The 17,049-nt window shown below is 53.9% G+C and carries 16 protein-coding genes; 11 read left to right on the top strand and 5 right to left on the bottom strand.

The genetic code is table 11. The features are described from left to right. The first annotated feature begins 116 nt into the window (after window positions 1-116). From CWS43_RS02095 to speD, 3 genes are all read left to right on the top strand, one after another. On the top strand, window positions 117-464 hold the full coding sequence (locus tag CWS43_RS02095) for a YacC family pilotin-like protein (protein ID WP_101075206.1): 348 nt from the start codon (window positions 117-119) through the stop codon (window positions 462-464). A gap of 191 nt (window positions 465-655) precedes the next feature. Further along, complete coding sequence (speE, locus tag CWS43_RS02090; RefSeq protein ID WP_101075205.1) at window positions 656-1,531, top strand: polyamine aminopropyltransferase; 876 nt, start codon at window positions 656-658, stop codon at window positions 1,529-1,531. Between the two features lie 27 nt (window positions 1,532-1,558). Beyond that, window positions 1,559-2,353, top strand: a complete 795-nt coding sequence (speD, locus tag CWS43_RS02085; protein ID WP_101075204.1) for an adenosylmethionine decarboxylase — start codon at window positions 1,559-1,561, stop codon at window positions 2,351-2,353. 77 nt (window positions 2,354-2,430) lie between these two features. Here speD and CWS43_RS02080 read toward each other — a convergent pair whose 3' ends face one another. From CWS43_RS02080 to CWS43_RS02070, 3 genes are read right to left on the bottom strand one after another with little or no spacing between them, the layout of a single operon-like run. Continuing rightward, entirely contained in the window at window positions 2,431-3,189 is a 759-nt protein-coding gene (locus tag CWS43_RS02080; protein WP_101075203.1) for a DeoR/GlpR family DNA-binding transcription regulator, read from the bottom strand. Between the two features lie 35 nt (window positions 3,190-3,224). Then, window positions 3,225-4,205 (bottom strand): D-threonate 4-phosphate dehydrogenase, encoded by a 981-nt coding sequence (locus CWS43_RS02075; RefSeq protein WP_101075202.1) that lies wholly within the window; start codon window positions 4,203-4,205, stop codon window positions 3,225-3,227. Further along, the gene (locus tag CWS43_RS02070) at window positions 4,198-5,544 is read right to left on the bottom strand and encodes a four-carbon acid sugar kinase family protein (protein ID WP_101075201.1); all 1,347 of its coding nucleotides are present in this window, start codon (window positions 5,542-5,544) and stop codon (window positions 4,198-4,200) included. Before CWS43_RS02070 ends, CWS43_RS02075 begins: the two co-directional genes overlap by 8 nt. A 195-nt stretch (window positions 5,545-5,739) precedes the next feature. Here CWS43_RS02070 and CWS43_RS02065 point away from each other — a divergent pair, with 195 nt between their 5' ends. The 8 genes from CWS43_RS02065 to yddG all read left to right on the top strand — a co-directional run bounded on the left by CWS43_RS02065 (window position 5,740) and on the right by yddG (window position 13,888). After that, a complete protein-coding gene (locus tag CWS43_RS02065) occupies window positions 5,740-6,876 on the top strand; it encodes an iron-containing alcohol dehydrogenase (protein WP_101075200.1) in 1,137 nt (378 codons plus the stop codon). Window positions 6,877-6,919: 43 nt separating this feature from the next. Beyond that, the gene (locus CWS43_RS02060; RefSeq protein WP_101075199.1) at window positions 6,920-7,807 is read left to right on the top strand and encodes a dihydrodipicolinate synthase family protein; all 888 of its coding nucleotides are present in this window, start codon (window positions 6,920-6,922) and stop codon (window positions 7,805-7,807) included. 83 nt (window positions 7,808-7,890) lie between these two features. Then, a complete protein-coding gene (locus CWS43_RS02055) occupies window positions 7,891-9,306 on the top strand; it encodes a sodium:solute symporter family protein (RefSeq protein WP_101075198.1) in 1,416 nt (471 codons plus the stop codon). Between the two features lie 2 nt (window positions 9,307-9,308). Next, a complete protein-coding gene (locus CWS43_RS02050) occupies window positions 9,309-10,487 on the top strand; it encodes an exo-alpha-sialidase (protein ID WP_101075197.1) in 1,179 nt (392 codons plus the stop codon). A 47-nt stretch (window positions 10,488-10,534) separates the two neighbouring features. After that, window positions 10,535-11,005 (top strand): YhcH/YjgK/YiaL family protein, encoded by a 471-nt coding sequence (locus tag CWS43_RS02045; protein WP_101075196.1) that lies wholly within the window; start codon window positions 10,535-10,537, stop codon window positions 11,003-11,005. A 3-nt stretch (window positions 11,006-11,008) separates the two neighbouring features. Further along, window positions 11,009-11,698 carry an SDR family NAD(P)-dependent oxidoreductase gene (locus tag CWS43_RS02040; protein WP_101075195.1) on the top strand — a complete coding sequence of 230 codons (690 nt, stop codon included), beginning with the start codon at window positions 11,009-11,011 and terminating at the stop codon, window positions 11,696-11,698. Window positions 11,699-12,038: 340 nt separating this feature from the next. Next, window positions 12,039-12,908, top strand: coding sequence for a hypothetical protein (locus CWS43_RS02035; RefSeq protein ID WP_232776611.1), 870 nt, complete (start codon window positions 12,039-12,041; stop codon window positions 12,906-12,908). A gap of 101 nt (window positions 12,909-13,009) precedes the next feature. Then, the gene (yddG, locus tag CWS43_RS02030) at window positions 13,010-13,888 is read left to right on the top strand and encodes an aromatic amino acid DMT transporter YddG (protein ID WP_101075193.1); all 879 of its coding nucleotides are present in this window, start codon (window positions 13,010-13,012) and stop codon (window positions 13,886-13,888) included. Between the two features lie 3 nt (window positions 13,889-13,891). Here the strand turns inward: yddG and yacL are convergent, their stop codons facing one another. Together yacL and acnB are read right to left on the bottom strand one after the other, a co-directional pair. Next, window positions 13,892-14,257, bottom strand: a complete 366-nt coding sequence (gene yacL / locus CWS43_RS02025) for a protein YacL (protein WP_101075192.1) — start codon at window positions 14,255-14,257, stop codon at window positions 13,892-13,894. Window positions 14,258-14,334: 77 nt separating this feature from the next. Continuing rightward, on the bottom strand, window positions 14,335-16,932 hold the full coding sequence (acnB, locus tag CWS43_RS02020) for a bifunctional aconitate hydratase 2/2-methylisocitrate dehydratase (RefSeq protein ID WP_101075191.1): 2,598 nt from the start codon (window positions 16,930-16,932) through the stop codon (window positions 14,335-14,337). Window positions 16,933-17,049: the final 117 nt, after the last annotated feature.

The raw sequence follows: 17,049 nt of genomic DNA, 5'->3' as shown, positions 1-17,049 counted from the left end.
AAGCCACCAGCGCGGGAAAAGAAATTTGGTGCCCCTCAATGTAAATATGGTAACGTCATTTTAATTCTTTGAGCCAAGTCATTTAACTTTCTATCTAAAAGAACAAGAACACGTCCATGAAAAGAACAACACTGTGTTTGCTGTTACTGTCACTTCTCGGTTTTTCTTCGGCCAGTCAGGCGCTGAGCGAATCCGAAGCGGAAGATCTGGCGGATCTGACCGCGGTTTTCGTCTATCTGAAAAATAATTGTGGTTATGAACAACTGCCGAATACGCAAATCAAACGGGCGATCGTGTTTTTTGCGCAGCAAAACCGCTGGGATCTGGCTAACTACAATAGTTTTAATATGCAGGCGATGGGCGAAGACAGCTACCGTGATCTGAGCGGCATTGCTATTCCCAAACCGACCAAATGCAAGTCTCTGGCGCGTGATTCCCTGAGTTTGCTGGCGTATACCAACTAAATCTTCATGTTATCGCTCCGTCGAAATAATGCCGGAGCTTATCCCCTCCCCGCTGTAATCCGCACCACACCTGACTCAGCTACACTTAACCTAAACTCATCTGTTTGAAATTCAACCGTGCATGCGCAGGCAGAGTTAGCTATCATGTGCGCCCATTTTTATGGCTGCGAATGCTCAGGAGAAACAACGACATGTCCCGGAACTCGTCACCCAAAGAAATATGGTATGAGACGCTGCACGCCCATTTTGGCCAGTACTTCAGCGTCGAAAAAGAGTTGTACCGTGAGAAAACCGAACACCAGGATCTGGTGATTTTTGAGAATGCGGCGCTGGGCCGCGTGATGGCGCTCGACGGCGTGGTGCAAACCACCGAACGTGATGAATTCATTTATCACGAGATGCTGACGCACGTCCCGCTACTGGCGCACGGCGATGCCAAAAAAGTGCTGATCATCGGCGGCGGCGACGGCGGAATGCTGCGCGAAGTCTGCCGTCATAAAGGCGTGGAATCGGTCACGATGGTGGAGATTGATGCCGGCGTGGTGGAATTTTGCCGCCAGTATCTGCCCAACCATAATGCCGGTGCTTACGACGATGGCCGTTTCAATCTGGTGATTGAAGACGGCGTAAATTTCGTGAATCAGACCACCGAAACGTTTGATGTGATCATCTCCGACTGCACCGATCCGATCGGTCCGGGAGAAAGCCTGTTCACCTCGGCCTTCTACGAAGGTTGTGCACGTTGCCTGAATCCGGGCGGCATTTTCGTGGCGCAAAACGGCGTCTGCTTCCTTCAGCAGGATGAAGCGGTTAACAGCCACACCAAACTGAGCCACTATTTCAGTGATGTCAGTTTCTATCAGGCCGCGATCCCGACCTATTACGGCGGCATCATGACCTTCGCCTGGGCGACCAATAACCCGGCTTACCGCCAGATCGACAGCCAGACATTGCAGGCACGCTTCGATGCCGCAGGCATTACCTGTCGTTATTACAATCCGGCGATTCATCACGGCAGCTTTGCCTTGCCGCAGTATTTACTGAATGCCCTGTCAGCTGCGCGCTGATACGCATCCGTAAGGGGGTGAACTAAATTGCAAAAACTAAAACTGCATGGCTTCAATAACCTGACCAAAAGCCTGAGTTTTTGTATCTACGATATCTGCTACGCCAAAAGCGCAGCCGATCGTGACGGCTACATTGCCTACATTGACAAAGAATATAACGCCAACCGCTTGACCGAGATCCTCACCAAAACCTGTTCGATTATTGGTGCAAACATTCTTAACGTTGCGCGGCAGGATTACGAACCACAGGGTGCCAGCGTCACGATTCTGGTGAGCGAAGAGCCGATTGACCCCAGTGATGTCGATACCACCGAACATCCGGGCCCGCTGCCTAACTCCGTGGTGGTGCATCTCGATAAAAGCCACATCTGCGTGCATACCTATCCGGAAAGCCATCCAGAAGGCGGGCTGTGTACGTTCCGCGCCGACATCGAAGTCTCCACCTGTGGCGTGATTTCACCGCTGAAAGCGCTGAACTACTTAATCCACCAGCTGGAATCGGACATCGTCACCATCGATTACCGCGTTCGCGGTTTTACCCGTGACGTTAATGGCGTGAAGCACTACATCGACCATTCCATCAATTCGATTCAGAACTTTATGTCGCAGGACATGAAAGGGCTGTACAAGATGATGGACGTGAATGTGTATCAGGAAAATATCTTCCATACCAAGATGTTGCTGAAAGAATTCGATCTGAAGCATTACCTGTTCAATGCAAATCCGGAAGAACTGAGCGCGCAGGAGCGCAAGGAAATCACCGATCTGCTGTACAAAGAAATGCAGGAAATCTACTACGGCCGGAACCTCCCTGCCGTCTGATCGTCGCATAAAAGAAAAGGCCGTGCATCGCGGGATGTCCGGCCTTTTTTTGTTTTATCGCGAATCCGCGGCGGGTTTCAGGCCAGCGTCAGCGTAAACGGCTGATCGTCGAGCGATTGCCGGATTTCGACGTTCAGACCTTTATCGGTAATGATGTCAGTCATCCCGGTCAGCGGCATGACGCAAAACAGCGAGTACGCACCATATTTACTGCTGTCAGCCAGCAACACCCGGCGGCGCGCGTTAGCGGCAAGATCCTGCTTGAGCCCGGCTTTTTCTTCTGTCGGCGTGGTGATGCCTTTGTCCAGGCTCCACGAGTTACAACTGATAAACGCGATATCCGGATAGACGCTGCGCAGCAACCGGCGGCCATGTTCGCCCACGCACGACTGGCTGCTGTCGTCGATACGCCCGCCAATAATGGTCACTTCGATTTGTTTAAATTCCGACAAAAACAGTGCGATACGCAAATCGGCGGTGATCACCCGCAAAGGCAAATGGGTCAGATTGCGTGCCAGTTCGAGCATTGTGGTACCCGCATCGAGAACAACGGCATCGCCCGGTTTTACCATGGCAGCGGCAACTTCGGCGATAGCCTGTTTTTCCTGCAGGCTGCGCTGAAGCTTTTCATTGGTCGTCGGCTGGCTGGGGATGAAACGGTTGAGCGTCACGCCGCCGTGGCTGCGGCTGATGACGCCCTGCTCGTCCAGTTTTATCAGGTCGCGGCGGATGGTCGCGGGTGATGCCGCAATGGCGGCAACCAGCTGTTCGACGGTGACCAGATTATGGCTTTTCAGATAATCCATAATCTGATCGAGACGGCTTTGTCCGGTCAACGTGATTCCTTTTTCCTTGCGCCGCTGGCGTAAGATTACGCCAACTGTACGGCTAACTGTATGGAGATTGCCATGCTCTCAGACTTGGCTTTTCCTGTCCACGCAATATCAAATGCGGTGCCATGGTCTGCCGACGTCCGGATAAATGGCAGGCCCGCCGTAATGTTCACGCCGTCATAGAACCCCATCAGTTTCAGCGGAATATGCCCCTGATCGTGATACATCGCCACCACCATGTCATACATCCCTTCGTAGGTTTGCAGGAACACGGTATCCGGCGGGCAAGGTCCGGTGACATTAATGCCCTTGGCTTTCATTTTTTCAACCGACGGCCCGACAATTTTAATTTCCTCATCGCCGAACAGTCCGTTTTCACCGGCATGCGGATTCACACCCGCCACCGCGATGCGCGGGTTTTCATAACCCACGCGACGGAGGAACGTGTCTGCCATCTGAATCACGGTTTCCACGCGCTCGTGATTCAGCGTATCAAGGAACTTACGCAGGGCGATGTGCGTACTGACATGAATGACTTTCAGTTTATCGGTGTAAAGCACCATCGCGTAGTCGCGGCTGTGGGTCAGTTTTGCCAGCAACTCGGTATGGCCCGGATAAATATGCCCGGCAGAATACAGGGCTTCTTTATTCAGAGGCGCAGTGGCGATGGCATGAACGTGCCCGGCCATCGCCAGTTCGGTGGCGCGTTTCACACAGCGATACGCCAGATCTCCCGCTTCTTTCTGCACTTTCCCGGGTACCAGCGCTTGCGGATCCGCCAGCGGCTCGTCGATCACGTTGATCACACCCGGCGCGAAATGCGCCTGTGAAACTTCATCGATAATGCGCAGTTCAGCGGCTGGCGTGACGCCGAGCGCCAGGATCCGGCGGAAAGTCGCCGCACACCCGACCACCACCGCCGGTGTGCCGGAAAGCTCACCTTCAGCTAACGCTTTAATGATAATTTCAGGGCCGATACCGGCAGGATCACCCATGGTTACTGCGATAATTTTAGTCACTCAACTTCTCCTCAATAAAGCGTAAAACTTCAAGTAGCGTATTTTCAGTACCGAACCCGCCCGCTTTGGTCATGACCGGCAACCGGTGAAACGGGCTGTCGGGCAAAAATCCCCAGGGAACACAGCCTGCGATCTGTCCTTTGATTTCAAATTCTTTCGCACCCAGCGCCCGGGCGACGGCCAGCGCAATATCTCCGCCGGACAGATAAAGGCCGCCCGGTTTTGTCTCCGGTTGTTGTAAAACGTGCTGAATCAGTTGTCCGAGAAAGGCGGCAATGCGCTCACCCATTTGCAGGCGGCTGATGTTTTTTTGCTGGCAAAACAGGGCAACGGAATGCCGCTGCTCTTCACTCTGTCGGGTACGGATAAAACAATGTTTGCCCTCCCCGACGGCATGGCGGATTTCAGCAGAAAGCGCCGCCAGTAGTTCGCCTGAATCCGCAGAAAAGAGCCGAAGTACGTCAATATCAACCAGCGAAACGGGGCGGCGTTGTTGTACAAAAGCAATCTGCTGCGCAGCGATTTCACTCATTGAGCCGACAACCGCCAGTAACGGCGCGGTTGTGCGTGTAGCCGTTTGCCGGGGCAAAATTTGTGGCGCCAGGCAATGCTGCGCCAGCGCGTGGCTCAGGCCGGAAGCGCCGACCAGCAGCGGTCTGAATGGCAAACTTTCTGCGGCCCGGATAATCAGATTTAAATCTTCCGGGGTCTGGCAGTCGGCCACGACAATGCGCACACCGGAGGCCGCCAGTGCAAAAAGCTGTGCCTGAAAATCAGCGGAGCGCAGCACCTCAAGGCTGACATGATGCTGGCGCAGCGCCGTTTGCTCCGCCAGACGCCCGCCGACACTGGCGGTGCTGACCGGCGTTTTCGGGTCTGTGGCGAATTCAGTTTCTGTCAGCAAACGGTCATTCACGTAGCAAAGCCCGTCTTTTATCACACGCCCGAGTTGCGGCACGGCGGGCGCGATAATCGCCAGCGGGCAGTCAAGCGCCATCAGCGCGGCTTCGGTTTCTGCCCCCAGATTCCCACGCAGCGTGGAGTCGATCTTTTTGAATACCCAACCTTTCCCACCGGGAACGGGTAATCCTGCCTGCACTGCCTGCGTAACTTTCTGCGCGGCATCAGTTGCGCTCATGGCCCGGCTGTCCGTGCTGTAAATCAGAGCGCGACCGGCGCGGGCTTCTGCCGCGCTATCAGTGACATCAAGCTGCACGCAAACCGCCATACCCTGCGCCACCAACGCTACGCCGGTGTCATTCGCGCCGGTAAAATCGTCGGCAATCACCAGCAATCCGGCTGTGTGATGAGAGTCTGCGGGTGCTGCTGTTTCGGCCATCTTGGCTCCGTGAAAAATTCAGGTCAGGTTAATCTTGCTGGATATGATTATATTCAATCATGATTGATTATATGTGAGCAAGTTCAAATTATTCAACTTCAATTTCGCCTATAAATTGCCCTGACGATGTGAGGAGTGTCGATCTTTAATGATTGAACTCACTCTTACTAAAGACTCAGACGGCAGGAAACAGGCATGAATATAGACAGCACGATCATCAGCGGTTATCAGTCATTACAGAACATCGGCTACTTGCTGGCCGGGAAACGTCAGGTTCTGCTGGTCAGCGACAAAAACATTATTGGCCTGCCGCCGGTGCAATCGCTGACAGGCCAGCTGAATAACGCAGGCTGCGAGGTGAGCATTATTGATAGTGTGCCGCCGGAACCGAGCCAGCATGACGTCGCCGCCATCCTGAAAACGCTGAATCAGCCGCAGGTCGATCTGGTGATTGGCGTCGGCGGCGGAAGCGTGCTGGACGTCGCAAAGCTGCTTTCGATTTTGTGCGCCGGTGATGAAACCGTCACGCTCGACACTCTGCTGGCGGGCGAAAAACCGCAACGCCGTACGACGTCGTTACTGATCCCAACCACCGCAGGCACCGGCTCAGAAGCCACGCCAAACGCGATTCTGGCGATCCCCGAAAAGGAAACCAAAACAGGCATTATCACGCCGGTCATGCTGCCCGATTATGTTGCGCTGGTGCCTGAACTGACCACCAGCATGCCCGCGCGCATCGCGGCGTCTACCGGCATCGATGCTCTGTGCCATCTGTTCGAATGCTTCACGTCGGTCATTGCTAACCCGGTCAGTGATAACTTCGCGCTGGTCGGCATGAAGAAGCTGTTTGCAAGCCTCGAAACGGCCGTTGCCGAACCGGAAAATCTGGAGGCGCGGCTGAATATGCTGTGGGCGTCATATTACGGCGGCGCATCAATTGCCCATGCGGGCACCCATCTGGTTCACGCTATGTCCTATCCGCTCGGCGGCAAATATCACATTCCTCACGGGGTCGCGAATGCCATTCTGCTCGCGCCTTGTATGGCTTTTGTCAGGCCTTCCGCCGTGAATAAATTTGCGCAAGCCTATGACTTAATTCCCGGCGCTGACCCGACATTACGTGAAGAAGAAAAATCCCATGCGCTGGTGGAGTATTTTGACGCGCTGGTCCATCGCCTGGATTTGCCGGTCAAATTAAGCCAGCTGAATATCACACCTGACGACATTCCTTATTTGTCGCAGGGGGCAATAGAGGTACAACGTTTAATTAAAAATGTACCGATGCCGGTCGACAAAAATCAAATAGCGGAAATTTACCGCAGCATTCGTTAACCCCTTATTTCGTATCCGATTACAACGACGTAAAGAGAATAAAATGAATAATATTACCGGAGTCTATACCGCCATTGTGACGCCCTTTTCCGCTAACGGAAAACTCGACGGCGACACCTTGCGCCAGCAGGTAAAACGCCAGAAACAGGCAGGGAATAATATTTTTTGTAACGGCACCAACGGCGAATTTTTTATGCTCAGCGAGCAGGAAAAAATTCAGGTCACAGAGATTTGTCTCGAGGCCGCAGGTGATGACACCGGCGTGATGTCACATGTCGGCGAGATTTCTACCCGCGACACCATTCGTCTGGGAAAACAGATTGAAAAACTCGGCGTGCGCGCCGTGTCAGTGATTACGCCGTGGTTTGCGGCGCTGCGTCCGCAGGAGTTGATTGCGCATTTCCGCGCCGTCGCGGATGCGCTGACAGTGCCGGTGTATCTCTACAACATTCCGGCCAGAACCGGCAATACGCTGACGCCAGATGTGGTACGCGTACTGGCCGATCACCCTAATATCAGAGGGATTAAAGACAGCGCTGGTTCTTATGAGAGCCTGCACGGTTTCCATGAAGTCAGCCGCCAGTTTACTGATTTTGACGTACTGACCGGGCCGGACTCTCTGATTTATCGTGGTTTCACCGAAGGCAGCGCCGGCTGTATTTCCGGTATCGCCAATATTATCCCCGCACAGGTGAACGCCGTTTACCGCCATCTGCAGGAAAACAACGCTGCCGCCGCCGAAGCGGTGCAGGCAGACATCAATAAGATCCGCACTGATTTGTACAGCATTGCGTTTTCGCCGGCCGTGGTTAAAAAAGCCGTGAATCTGCTCGGGTTTAACGTGGGTGAAAGCCGGTATCCGGTGGAATTCACGCAGGACGATACACAGAAGATCCTGACCGTCATAAAAGCATTTAATTTGCGCGGCTAAACGCGCCTTACCGAACGAATCTACCGATCACCTGCGCATGAAAGTGCGCAGGCAGGGTCCCCTACGCGCTGTGTGAGGAAAAAATGAAAGAATTTAGCTCATCAGATACGTTAATTATTATTGGCATTGTGCTCGCCTACATCCTGTTCACTACCTGGCTGACGTACCGGTTACGCAGCAAAACCAGCGGCGATTTCATGGAAGGCTCGCGGGCGATGCCGGCGTTTATCGTCGGCGTGCTGCTGATGTCGGAATATATCGGCGCAAAATCTACCATCGGGACGGCGCAGGCGGCTTTCGAAACCGGTTTTGCGGCGTCATGGTCGATTCTGGGTGCGGCCATCGGCTTCCCGATTTTTGGGATTTTGCTGGTCAAACGCATTTATAACACCGGCAAAATCACGATTTCCGGTGCGATCGCCGAGAAGTACGGCAATACCACCAAAAATATCATTTCGATCATCATGATTTACGCCCTGCTGCTGGTGAACGTCGGGAACTATGTGAGCGGCGCTGCGGCTATTTCCACGGTGCTGAAAGTCAATCTGCCGGTGGCAGCCTTTATCACCGCAGTCGTTAGTACGTTCTACTTCGCGTTCGGTGGCATGAAAGGCATGGCGTGGGTGACGATGCTGCACAGCGCTATCAAGTACATCGGCGTACTGGTGATTTTAGGTATCGCGTTGCACATGACCGGTGGCGTAATGCCGATGGTCAAAGAGATGCCTGACTTCTACTGGACATGGGACGGCAGCGTCGGCGCCAGCACCATCTTCGCCTGGCTGATCGGCACCATCGGTTCTATTTTCTGTACGCAATTCGTCATTCAGGCCATTTCCTCCACCAAAAGCGCGGAATCCGCCAAGCGTGCAACCTGGGTCGCATTCTTCTTTTGCGTACCGATTGCGCTGGCGATTGGCATGATCGGCGTGGCGGCGAAATTCCTGCATCCGGACATGAACAGCCTGTACGCGCTGCCGGTCTTTATTCAGGACATGAATCCGTGGCTGGCGGGCCTGGTGACCACGTCGCTGGTGGCATCGATTTTCGTCAGCGTCAGTACCGTGGCGCTGGCTATCGCTTCGCTGATTGTGAAAGATTTCTATGTGCCTTACCGCAATCCGACGCCTGAGCGCGAATTCAAAATGACCCGCTGGCTGTCGCTGCTGATTGGTTTCCTGCCGCTGATTTTTGTACTGCTGGTGCCGGAAGTGCTGAAACTCTCCTTCTTCACCCGCGCAATCCGCCTCTCAATTTCCGTGGTCGCGGTCATGGCTTTCTACCTGCCGTTTTTCAAAAGTGCACGCGGTGCAAATGCCGGCCTGATTGGTGCCTGCGTCGTAACCTCAGTGTGGTACGTGCTGGGTGATCCTTTTGGTATCAACAATATGTACATCGCGCTGGTCACTCCGGCCGCCATCATGGTGATTGACCGCTTGATCCCTCAGCGCAACGTGAAAAGTAAAAATGCACAAATTATTCAAAAGTCTGGAGCTTAAAGATGACCACTGAAACGCTAACCGTCGAACGCAGCGGAAGAGTCCACATTCCGGAAAACGACACCGCACGTCGGGACGCCATGTTGCCGTCTGATTGTCCGCAAAATCATGCCGCCAATCTTCTGCCTTTGCCCGACGGCAGCCTGCTGTGTACGTGGTTTGCCGGAACTCAGGAAGGGATTGCGGATATCTCGATTTATCTGTCACGCCTGGAAAAAGGTGCGCAGGTCTGGGGCCAACCGGTAAAACTCTCCGAGGATGCCAGCCGTTCCGAACAGAATCCGGTGCTGTTTCTCGCCCCTGATAATGTGCTCTGGCTGATGTACACCGCGCAGAAATCGGGGAATCAGGACACCGCGATTGTGCGTTTCCGTCAGTCGCAGGATCTGGGCAAAAGCTGGGGCGAAATTGGCACGCTGCTCGGTCAGCCCGGCACGTTTATTCGCCAGCCGGTAACGGTACTTGCGAACGGCGACTGGCTGCTGCCGGTGTTTTATTGCCGGACGCAACCCGGTGAAAAATGGGTCGGCAACAATGATGACAGCGCGGTCAAAATTTCCAGCGATAAAGGCAAAAGCTGGCGCGATGTCGCTGTGCTGCAAAGCACCGGCTGCGTACACATGAATATTACGCCGCTGCACGACGGCAGCCTGCTGGCGCTGTACCGCAGCCGCTGGGCAGACTTTATCTACCAGAGCAGGTCGGTCGATGGCGGCAATACGTGGAGTGCGCCGCAGCCAACGGAATTGCCCAATAATAATTCGTCCATACAGGTGACCACGCTCGCCAACGGCCATCTGGCGCTGGTGTTTAACAAGATGAGCGCGGCAGATGCCAGTGAACGTCGTGCGTCTTTGTATGATGAAATTGAAGATGAAGAAGACGATGCGCGGGCTGAAACACCGGTGGAAACCGGCGGTCGCAGCGCGTTCTGGGGCGCACCGCGTGCGCCGATGACGCTGGCGATTTCTGAGGACGGTGGCCGCACATGGCCGCACCAGCGGGACCTGGAAACCGGCGACGGCTACTGCATGACCAACAATTCGCAGCAAAAACTGAACCGCGAATTCTCTTATCCCAGCATCAAACAGGGGCTGAACGGTGAACTGCATATCGCCTTCACCTACTACCGTCAGGCGATCAAATACGTCTGCGTCGATGAATCCTGGGTAAAAGGCTGATCCCCGCAGGCCCGCTTACCGCGGGCCTTTTTAATTAGGAGCTAATCATGATTGCAGGTCATTTACAGGCGCTGGAACTCGCCACGTTACCCGATGCGCTTCGTCAGATCCTGACCTTACCGGAGTGCTCACTGGAAGCCCTGTGCGCACGGGAAGACGGGCGTTTTCAGCCGGAGGGCGCTGACTGGTTTTGCACAATAGGCAACGCGAATACGTCGCCTGCGGCTGAGCGGCACACGGAATTTCATCACGACTGGCTGGATATTCAGGTCGTGCTGGAAGGCGAAGAGATCATTGGTTTTGATACGCGGAATGTAACAGGGCAGCCTGCCACCGAGCGTAAACCTGATCTGTTTATCCTCGCGGATCCTCAGTTATCGAAAGAGATTTTGCTGCGCAACGGTGATTTTGTGACTTTCGCCCCCGGCGAACCCCACCGCGCGTTGTGCTGCACGGGCCGCCCCGCCGTTGTGCGCAAAGCGGTGTTCAAAGTTCCGGCTTCCGCATTCAGGGGATAAATCATGAATCAGACTCCCGTCAGACATGCGCTGGTGACCGGTTGCAGTTCCGGTATCGGCGAAACGGTGTGCCTGACATTGCTGGCACAGGGCTGGAAGGTCACCGGGCTTGCGCGCCGGGAGGTGAGTTTCCCGCACGCTAATTTCAGCGGAATCTCGCTCGATATCACCGATACGGCAAAACTGACCGCACTGCTGGAAACACTGCCCGCCGTTGACGCGCTGATCCACGCGGCAGGCATGATGAAAGCGGCACCGCTGGGGCAGCTGGATACGCAGGCCAGCGCGGCGCTGTGGCAGTTGCATATTGGCGTTGCCGAAGTACTGGCCGACCGGCTGGTGGATAAGATGCCCGATGGCGGTCGCATCGTATTGCTTGGCAGCCGCACGTCTGCAGGCGTTGCCGGTCGCAGCCAGTATGTCGCGACCAAATCGGCCATGATCGGGATGGCGAGAAGCTGGGCGGCGGAGCTGGCACCGCGCGGAATTACCGTGAATATCGTGGCACCCGGCGCGACGCAAACGCCCATGCTGGATAATCCACAGCGCAAAAGCTCCCCCCCTAAATTACCGCCGATTGGGCGCTTTATTCAGCCACAGGAAGTCGCCGATTTAATCTGCTATTTGCTCACTCCTTCAGCGGCCGCCATTACCGGTCAACAATTAGTCATTTGTGGCGGTGCGTCCTTGTGACTCAATAAGCATTACTTAAGTAAAATATATTTGCCGGTGTGAAAACCGGCTATACTCCTTAAGACAAATTAATATTTAACCAGCAATAAAAACCTTATTTAAGTCAAATTATCCGATCAAAGATCTACAAATTAAGTCAAATAACAAAACTAATATACAGACTATAAATCAAATACATCTTATATATATCCATTAATTTGACTTAACACAGATCAAAAGATCGATTTTTTCTTAAAAAACGATAAATTACTTTATCTATCCCCTCCGGTTCATTAGCATCGCCTTATTGCTTACTAAGCAACCAGCTCCATCCACCTGCAAGTAGAAATAAAAAATGACAATGAGTAAATTAAAGACCGTATCCAGCCTGCTGGTCACGAGCTCTTTATTGGTTTCCGGGGTTTCCCGGGCCGGGGAAAGTTTGTTAAGCAATAATACTGAAGGGATGCGGCACTATGTCAGTTATGGTGCTGAATATTATAAGTGGGACGAAACCGTCGATAATATGGACGGTAAATATGTTGCTGAACATGGCCCGCGCCTGCGCGTTAATTTCGGATCTAATAATTATCTCGATGCCAAAGAAGGTTTATTAAAAGCCTGGGACATGAGCGTTATGTTCGGGATCGTCAATTATAAAGGCAGTACGCTTGACGATCAGGCCAATGTGCCGAACGGAACGCTGAAAGGGAAAACCTATTACACCGGCTACAGCGCGGACATGACTCGCGGCTACCGTTACCGGGCATCCGACAGCGTTTCTTTCGATATGAAAGGTGCGCTCGGTGGCCAGGTCTGGTTGCGAAATATCCGTTCTGACAACGTGTATATAGCCTCTGAAAACGCCACACGACAATACACCGCGGTTGAAGTGTCTTTGCAGCCATATGCCAAAGCCTCGCTCGGTGCAAACTGGCAACTGACCGACGATTCACGACTGAGCCTGGAAGGCGGCGCGCTGTACCCGATTAAAACCTGGACGCACAGCAATCAGGGCGCGGTCTGGCTGGAGCCGAAATCAAAGCTTGCGCCCTTTACCAGCCTGACCTGGAATATCAACAAAGATGTCTTTGTGAAAGCCAGCTATGTGCACCAGAAATACGGTAAATCGGACGAGAAACAGGGCGACCTGAACGGAAGCACCGTCGGCTATTACCAGCCTGCGACCACCACGTCCACACTGGGTCTCGAAGTCGGTTTCTATTTTTAATGCATTCTCCTAAAGAGCCTGTTAAGTCGATTGTTGCGGTTTCCACCAACGCAACAATCGCTTATCTTTAAAGCCTTCTTCTTCTGAGGCTACCCTTTCCGATGGATCGTTTTGCTACGCTATTTGGCGTTCTCGCTATTTTGCTGTGGAGCATGAGCGTGGCGCTCACCCGCAGCCTGTCTGAATCGCTGGGGCCTTTCGGTGCCGCCGCGTCAATTTATACCGTCAGTGGAATTATGGTCTGGATGGCGGGCGGGAAACCGTCGCTGCGCGGAGAATCTGCGTCTTATCTGATCGTCTGTGGCCTGCTGTTTGTCTTTTATATGGTGGCGTTTTCGCTGGCGATTGGTCTGGCGCATACCCGCCAGCAAACGCTGGAACTCGGGCTTATCAACTATCTCTGGCCGAGCCTGACGTTGCTCTTTGCCGTTCCGTTATTAAAACTGCGGGTGCGCTGGTGGATCTGGCCGGGCGTCGTGCTGGCTTTTATCGGTGTGTTATGGGCGATCAGTGGCGGTCACGGGCTGGATATTCATCAGCTGATGCGTAATGTGCGTGGCAATCCGGTAGCCTACAGTCTGGCGCTGGGCGCGGCGGTGTCGTGGGCACTGTATTCCAATCTGGTCCGCATACTGTGTAAAGGCAAAGGCGTGCTGCCGCTGTTTTTGCTGGCGACCGGTGCTGTGCTGTGGGTGCTGTATTTCACCTATTCATCGAACCGGATCAGCCTGAAATTACCGGCCATTCTTGAGTTACTGGCAATGGGGGCGGTGACGGCAATCTCTTATCAGTGCTGGGATCTGGCGATGAAAAAAGGCAATGCGACACTGGTCGCGGCGCTGTCGTATTTCACGCCGCTGTCATCGATTGTGATTGCCGGATTGTGGCTGCACACGCTGCCGGGCGCAAGTTTCTGGCCGGGTGTGCTGATGGTGGTCGGCGGCTCGCTGTTGTGCTGGACCGCCTCACGCGGGAAGTAAAACTTAGCGGTTGGTGGTAACAAAGGTGCGGTATTTGGCGAGGACTTGCAGAAAGTCCTCGACGCCGCAAAACGCCAGGCTCTCTTCGTCGTAATAGCTCATGCCTTCTTCAATTTCATCGCCGTCGAAATCCAGCTGATTCGCGCGGATCATCACTTCGTCATCCGCCAGCAGCAACGTGTATTCGTGGCCGACCATTTGTGTCTGGCGCTCGCTGCCTTTAAGCTCAGCCAGCGCCGCTTCAACGGAATCAAGCACGCTCAGGTCGCCTTTTACTTCTTCATTCAGCCAGTGACCCAGTACTTCGTGGCCCATAGAAAAGCGCACTTTGACCTCACCGGTGATATCGCGCAGAAAATCGTAATCCATGGCTCAGCCCTCTGGAAAAATGAAAATAAAAAAGGAGGCCGAAGCCTCCTTTCCGTCAATCGCGCAAATATAACGATTTAGACTGCGGTTTGGAAGATCACGCCGTCAGCTTTATCCGTATATTCACTCAGCTTGTCGAAGTTCAGATAACGGTAAGTATCCACCGCAGTCTTATCCACTTCAGCCATGTAGCCAAGATATTCTTCTGGTGTCGGCAGGCGACCCAGCAGAGACGCGATAGCCGCCAGTTCAGCGGAAGCCAGATAAACATTGGCGCCGTTGCCCAGACGGTTCGGGAAGTTACGCGTTGAGGTCGAAACCACGGTAGAACCGTCGGCCACACGCGCCTGGTTCCCCATGCACAGTGAACAGCCCGGGATTTCAACACGTGCACCGCTCTTACCAAAGACGCTGTAATAGCCTTCTTCCGTCAGCTGTGCGGCATCCATTTTGGTCGGTGGCGCAACCCACAGACGGGTTGGCAACGCGCCTTTATGGCTGTCGAGCAGTTTACCGGCAGCGCGGAAGTGACCGATGTTGGTCATGCACGAACCGATGAACACTTCATCGATTTTGCTGTTCTGAACAGAAGACAGCAGACGCGCATCGTCCGGATCGTTTGGCGCACAAAGGATCGGCTCTTTGATATCCGCCAGATCGATTTCGATCACCGCAGCATATTCGGCATCGGCATCGGCTTCGAGCAGGCTTGGGTTCGCCAGCCACTCCTCCATGCCTTTGATGCGTCGCTCGATGGTACGACGATCGCCGTAACCTTCAGAGATCATCCACTTCAGCAGCACGATGTTGGAGCTCAGGTATTCTTTGATTGGCGCCTGATCCAGTTTGATCGTACAACCGGCCGCTGAACGTTCTGCAGACGCATCCGCCAGTTCAAACGCCTGTTCCACTTTCAGTTCCGGCAAGCCTTCGATTTCCAGAATACGGCCAGAGAAGAGGTTTTTCTTACCTTTCTTCTCAACGGTCAGATGACCTTCCTGGATGGCGTAGTAAGGGATCGCATGGACCAGATCACGCAGGGTGATACCCGGCTGCATTTCACCTTTGAAACGCACCAGAACAGATTCTGGCATATCCAGCGGCATTACGCCGGTCGCTGCGGCAAACGCCACCAGACCGGAACCCGCAGGGAACGAAATCCCGATCGGGAAGCGGGTATGGGAGTCACCGCCGGTGCCGACAGTATCCGGCAGCAGCATACGGTTCAGCCATGAGTGGATGATACCGTCGCCCGGACGCAGGGAAACACCGCCGCGGTTCATGATGAAGTCCGGCAGCGTGTGGTGCGTGGTCACGTCAACCGGCTTAGGATACGCGGCGGTATGACAGAATGACTGCATCACTAAATCAGCGGAGAAGCCCAGGCACGCCAGATCTTTCAGCTCGTCACGGGTCATCGGGCCGGTGGTGTCCTGAGAGCCCACAGACGTCATTTTTGGTTCGCAATATTCGTTCGGACGAATACCGGCAACGCCACAGGCGCGGCCCACCATTTTCTGCGCCAGCGAGAAGCCTCTGTTGCTTTTAGCCACCGGCTTCGCGATGCGGAATACTTCGCTCTGAGGCAGTTTCAGCGATTCACGGGCTTTGGTGGTTAAACCACGGCCAATGATCAGCGGAATACGGCCACCGGCGCGAACTTCGTCCAGCAGAACGTCAGTTTTCAATTCGAAAGTGGCAATCACTTCACCGGTTTCGTGGTTACGCACTTCACCTTTGTACGGATAGATGTCGATCACATCGCCCATATTCAGGTTAGAAACGTCCACTTCAATCGGCAACGCACCGGCATCTTCCATAGTGTTGAAGAAGATTGGCGCAATTTTGCCACCCAGCACGACGCCGCCGCCGCGTTTGTTCGGCACATGAGGGATATCGTCGCCCATGAACCACAGCACGGAGTTTGTCGCAGATTTACGGGAAGAACCGGTACCGACCACGTCACCGACATAGGCCAGCGGGAAGCCTTTTTTGTTCAGTTCTTCGATCTGTTTGATCGGGCCAACGCTGCCAGGTTGATCCGGATGGATACCTTCGCGTTCATTTTTCAGCATGGCCAGCGCGTGCAGTGGAATATCTGGACGGGACCAGGCATCCGGAGCCGGTGACAAATCATCGGTGTTGGTTTCGCCGGTCACCTTGAAGACGGTGACGGTGATTTTTTCAGCCAGCTGCGGGCGTGACAGATACCATTCGGCATCCGCCCAGGACTGCAAAATCTTTTTAGCGTGTTCGTTGCCTGCGTGCGCTTTTTCTTCCACGTCGTAGAAGTTATCGAACATTAGCAGCGTGTGGGACAACGCTTTGGCAGCAATCGGCGCCAGCGTTTCGTTTTCGAGTGCGTCGATCAGCGGATGAATGTTGTAGCCACCTTGCATGGTGCCTAACAGTTCAATGGCTTTTTCAGGAGTGACCAACGGGGAGGTAGTTTCGCCTTTGGCGACGGCAGCCAGGAACCCGGCTTTTACATAGGCGGCTTCGTCGACGCCCGGCGGAACACGATTAATCAGCAGGTCTAACAGAGTTTCTTCTTCGCCTTTTGGCGGATTTTTCAGGGACTCAACCAACGCTGCCATCTGTGAAGCATCAAGTGGCTTAGGGACGATGCCCTCTGCAGCACGCTCGGCTACGTGCTTACGGTATTCTTCTAGCACGACATTCTCCTCGCTCTCATTGTCATTTATTATGCCTGGCTTCCATCATCAGCATCACGTTATGCCTGTAGGGACAGGGGAATTCAAGCTGTCTGATGACTCGGGGACACTGCGGGT

Source organism: Rahnella sp. AA (genome assembly GCF_002834385.1).
Classification (GTDB): Bacteria; Pseudomonadota; Gammaproteobacteria; order Enterobacterales; family Enterobacteriaceae; genus Rahnella.
Note: the sequence above shows the minus strand (reverse complement) of the source record. Positions and strands in the feature narration are given on the sequence as shown.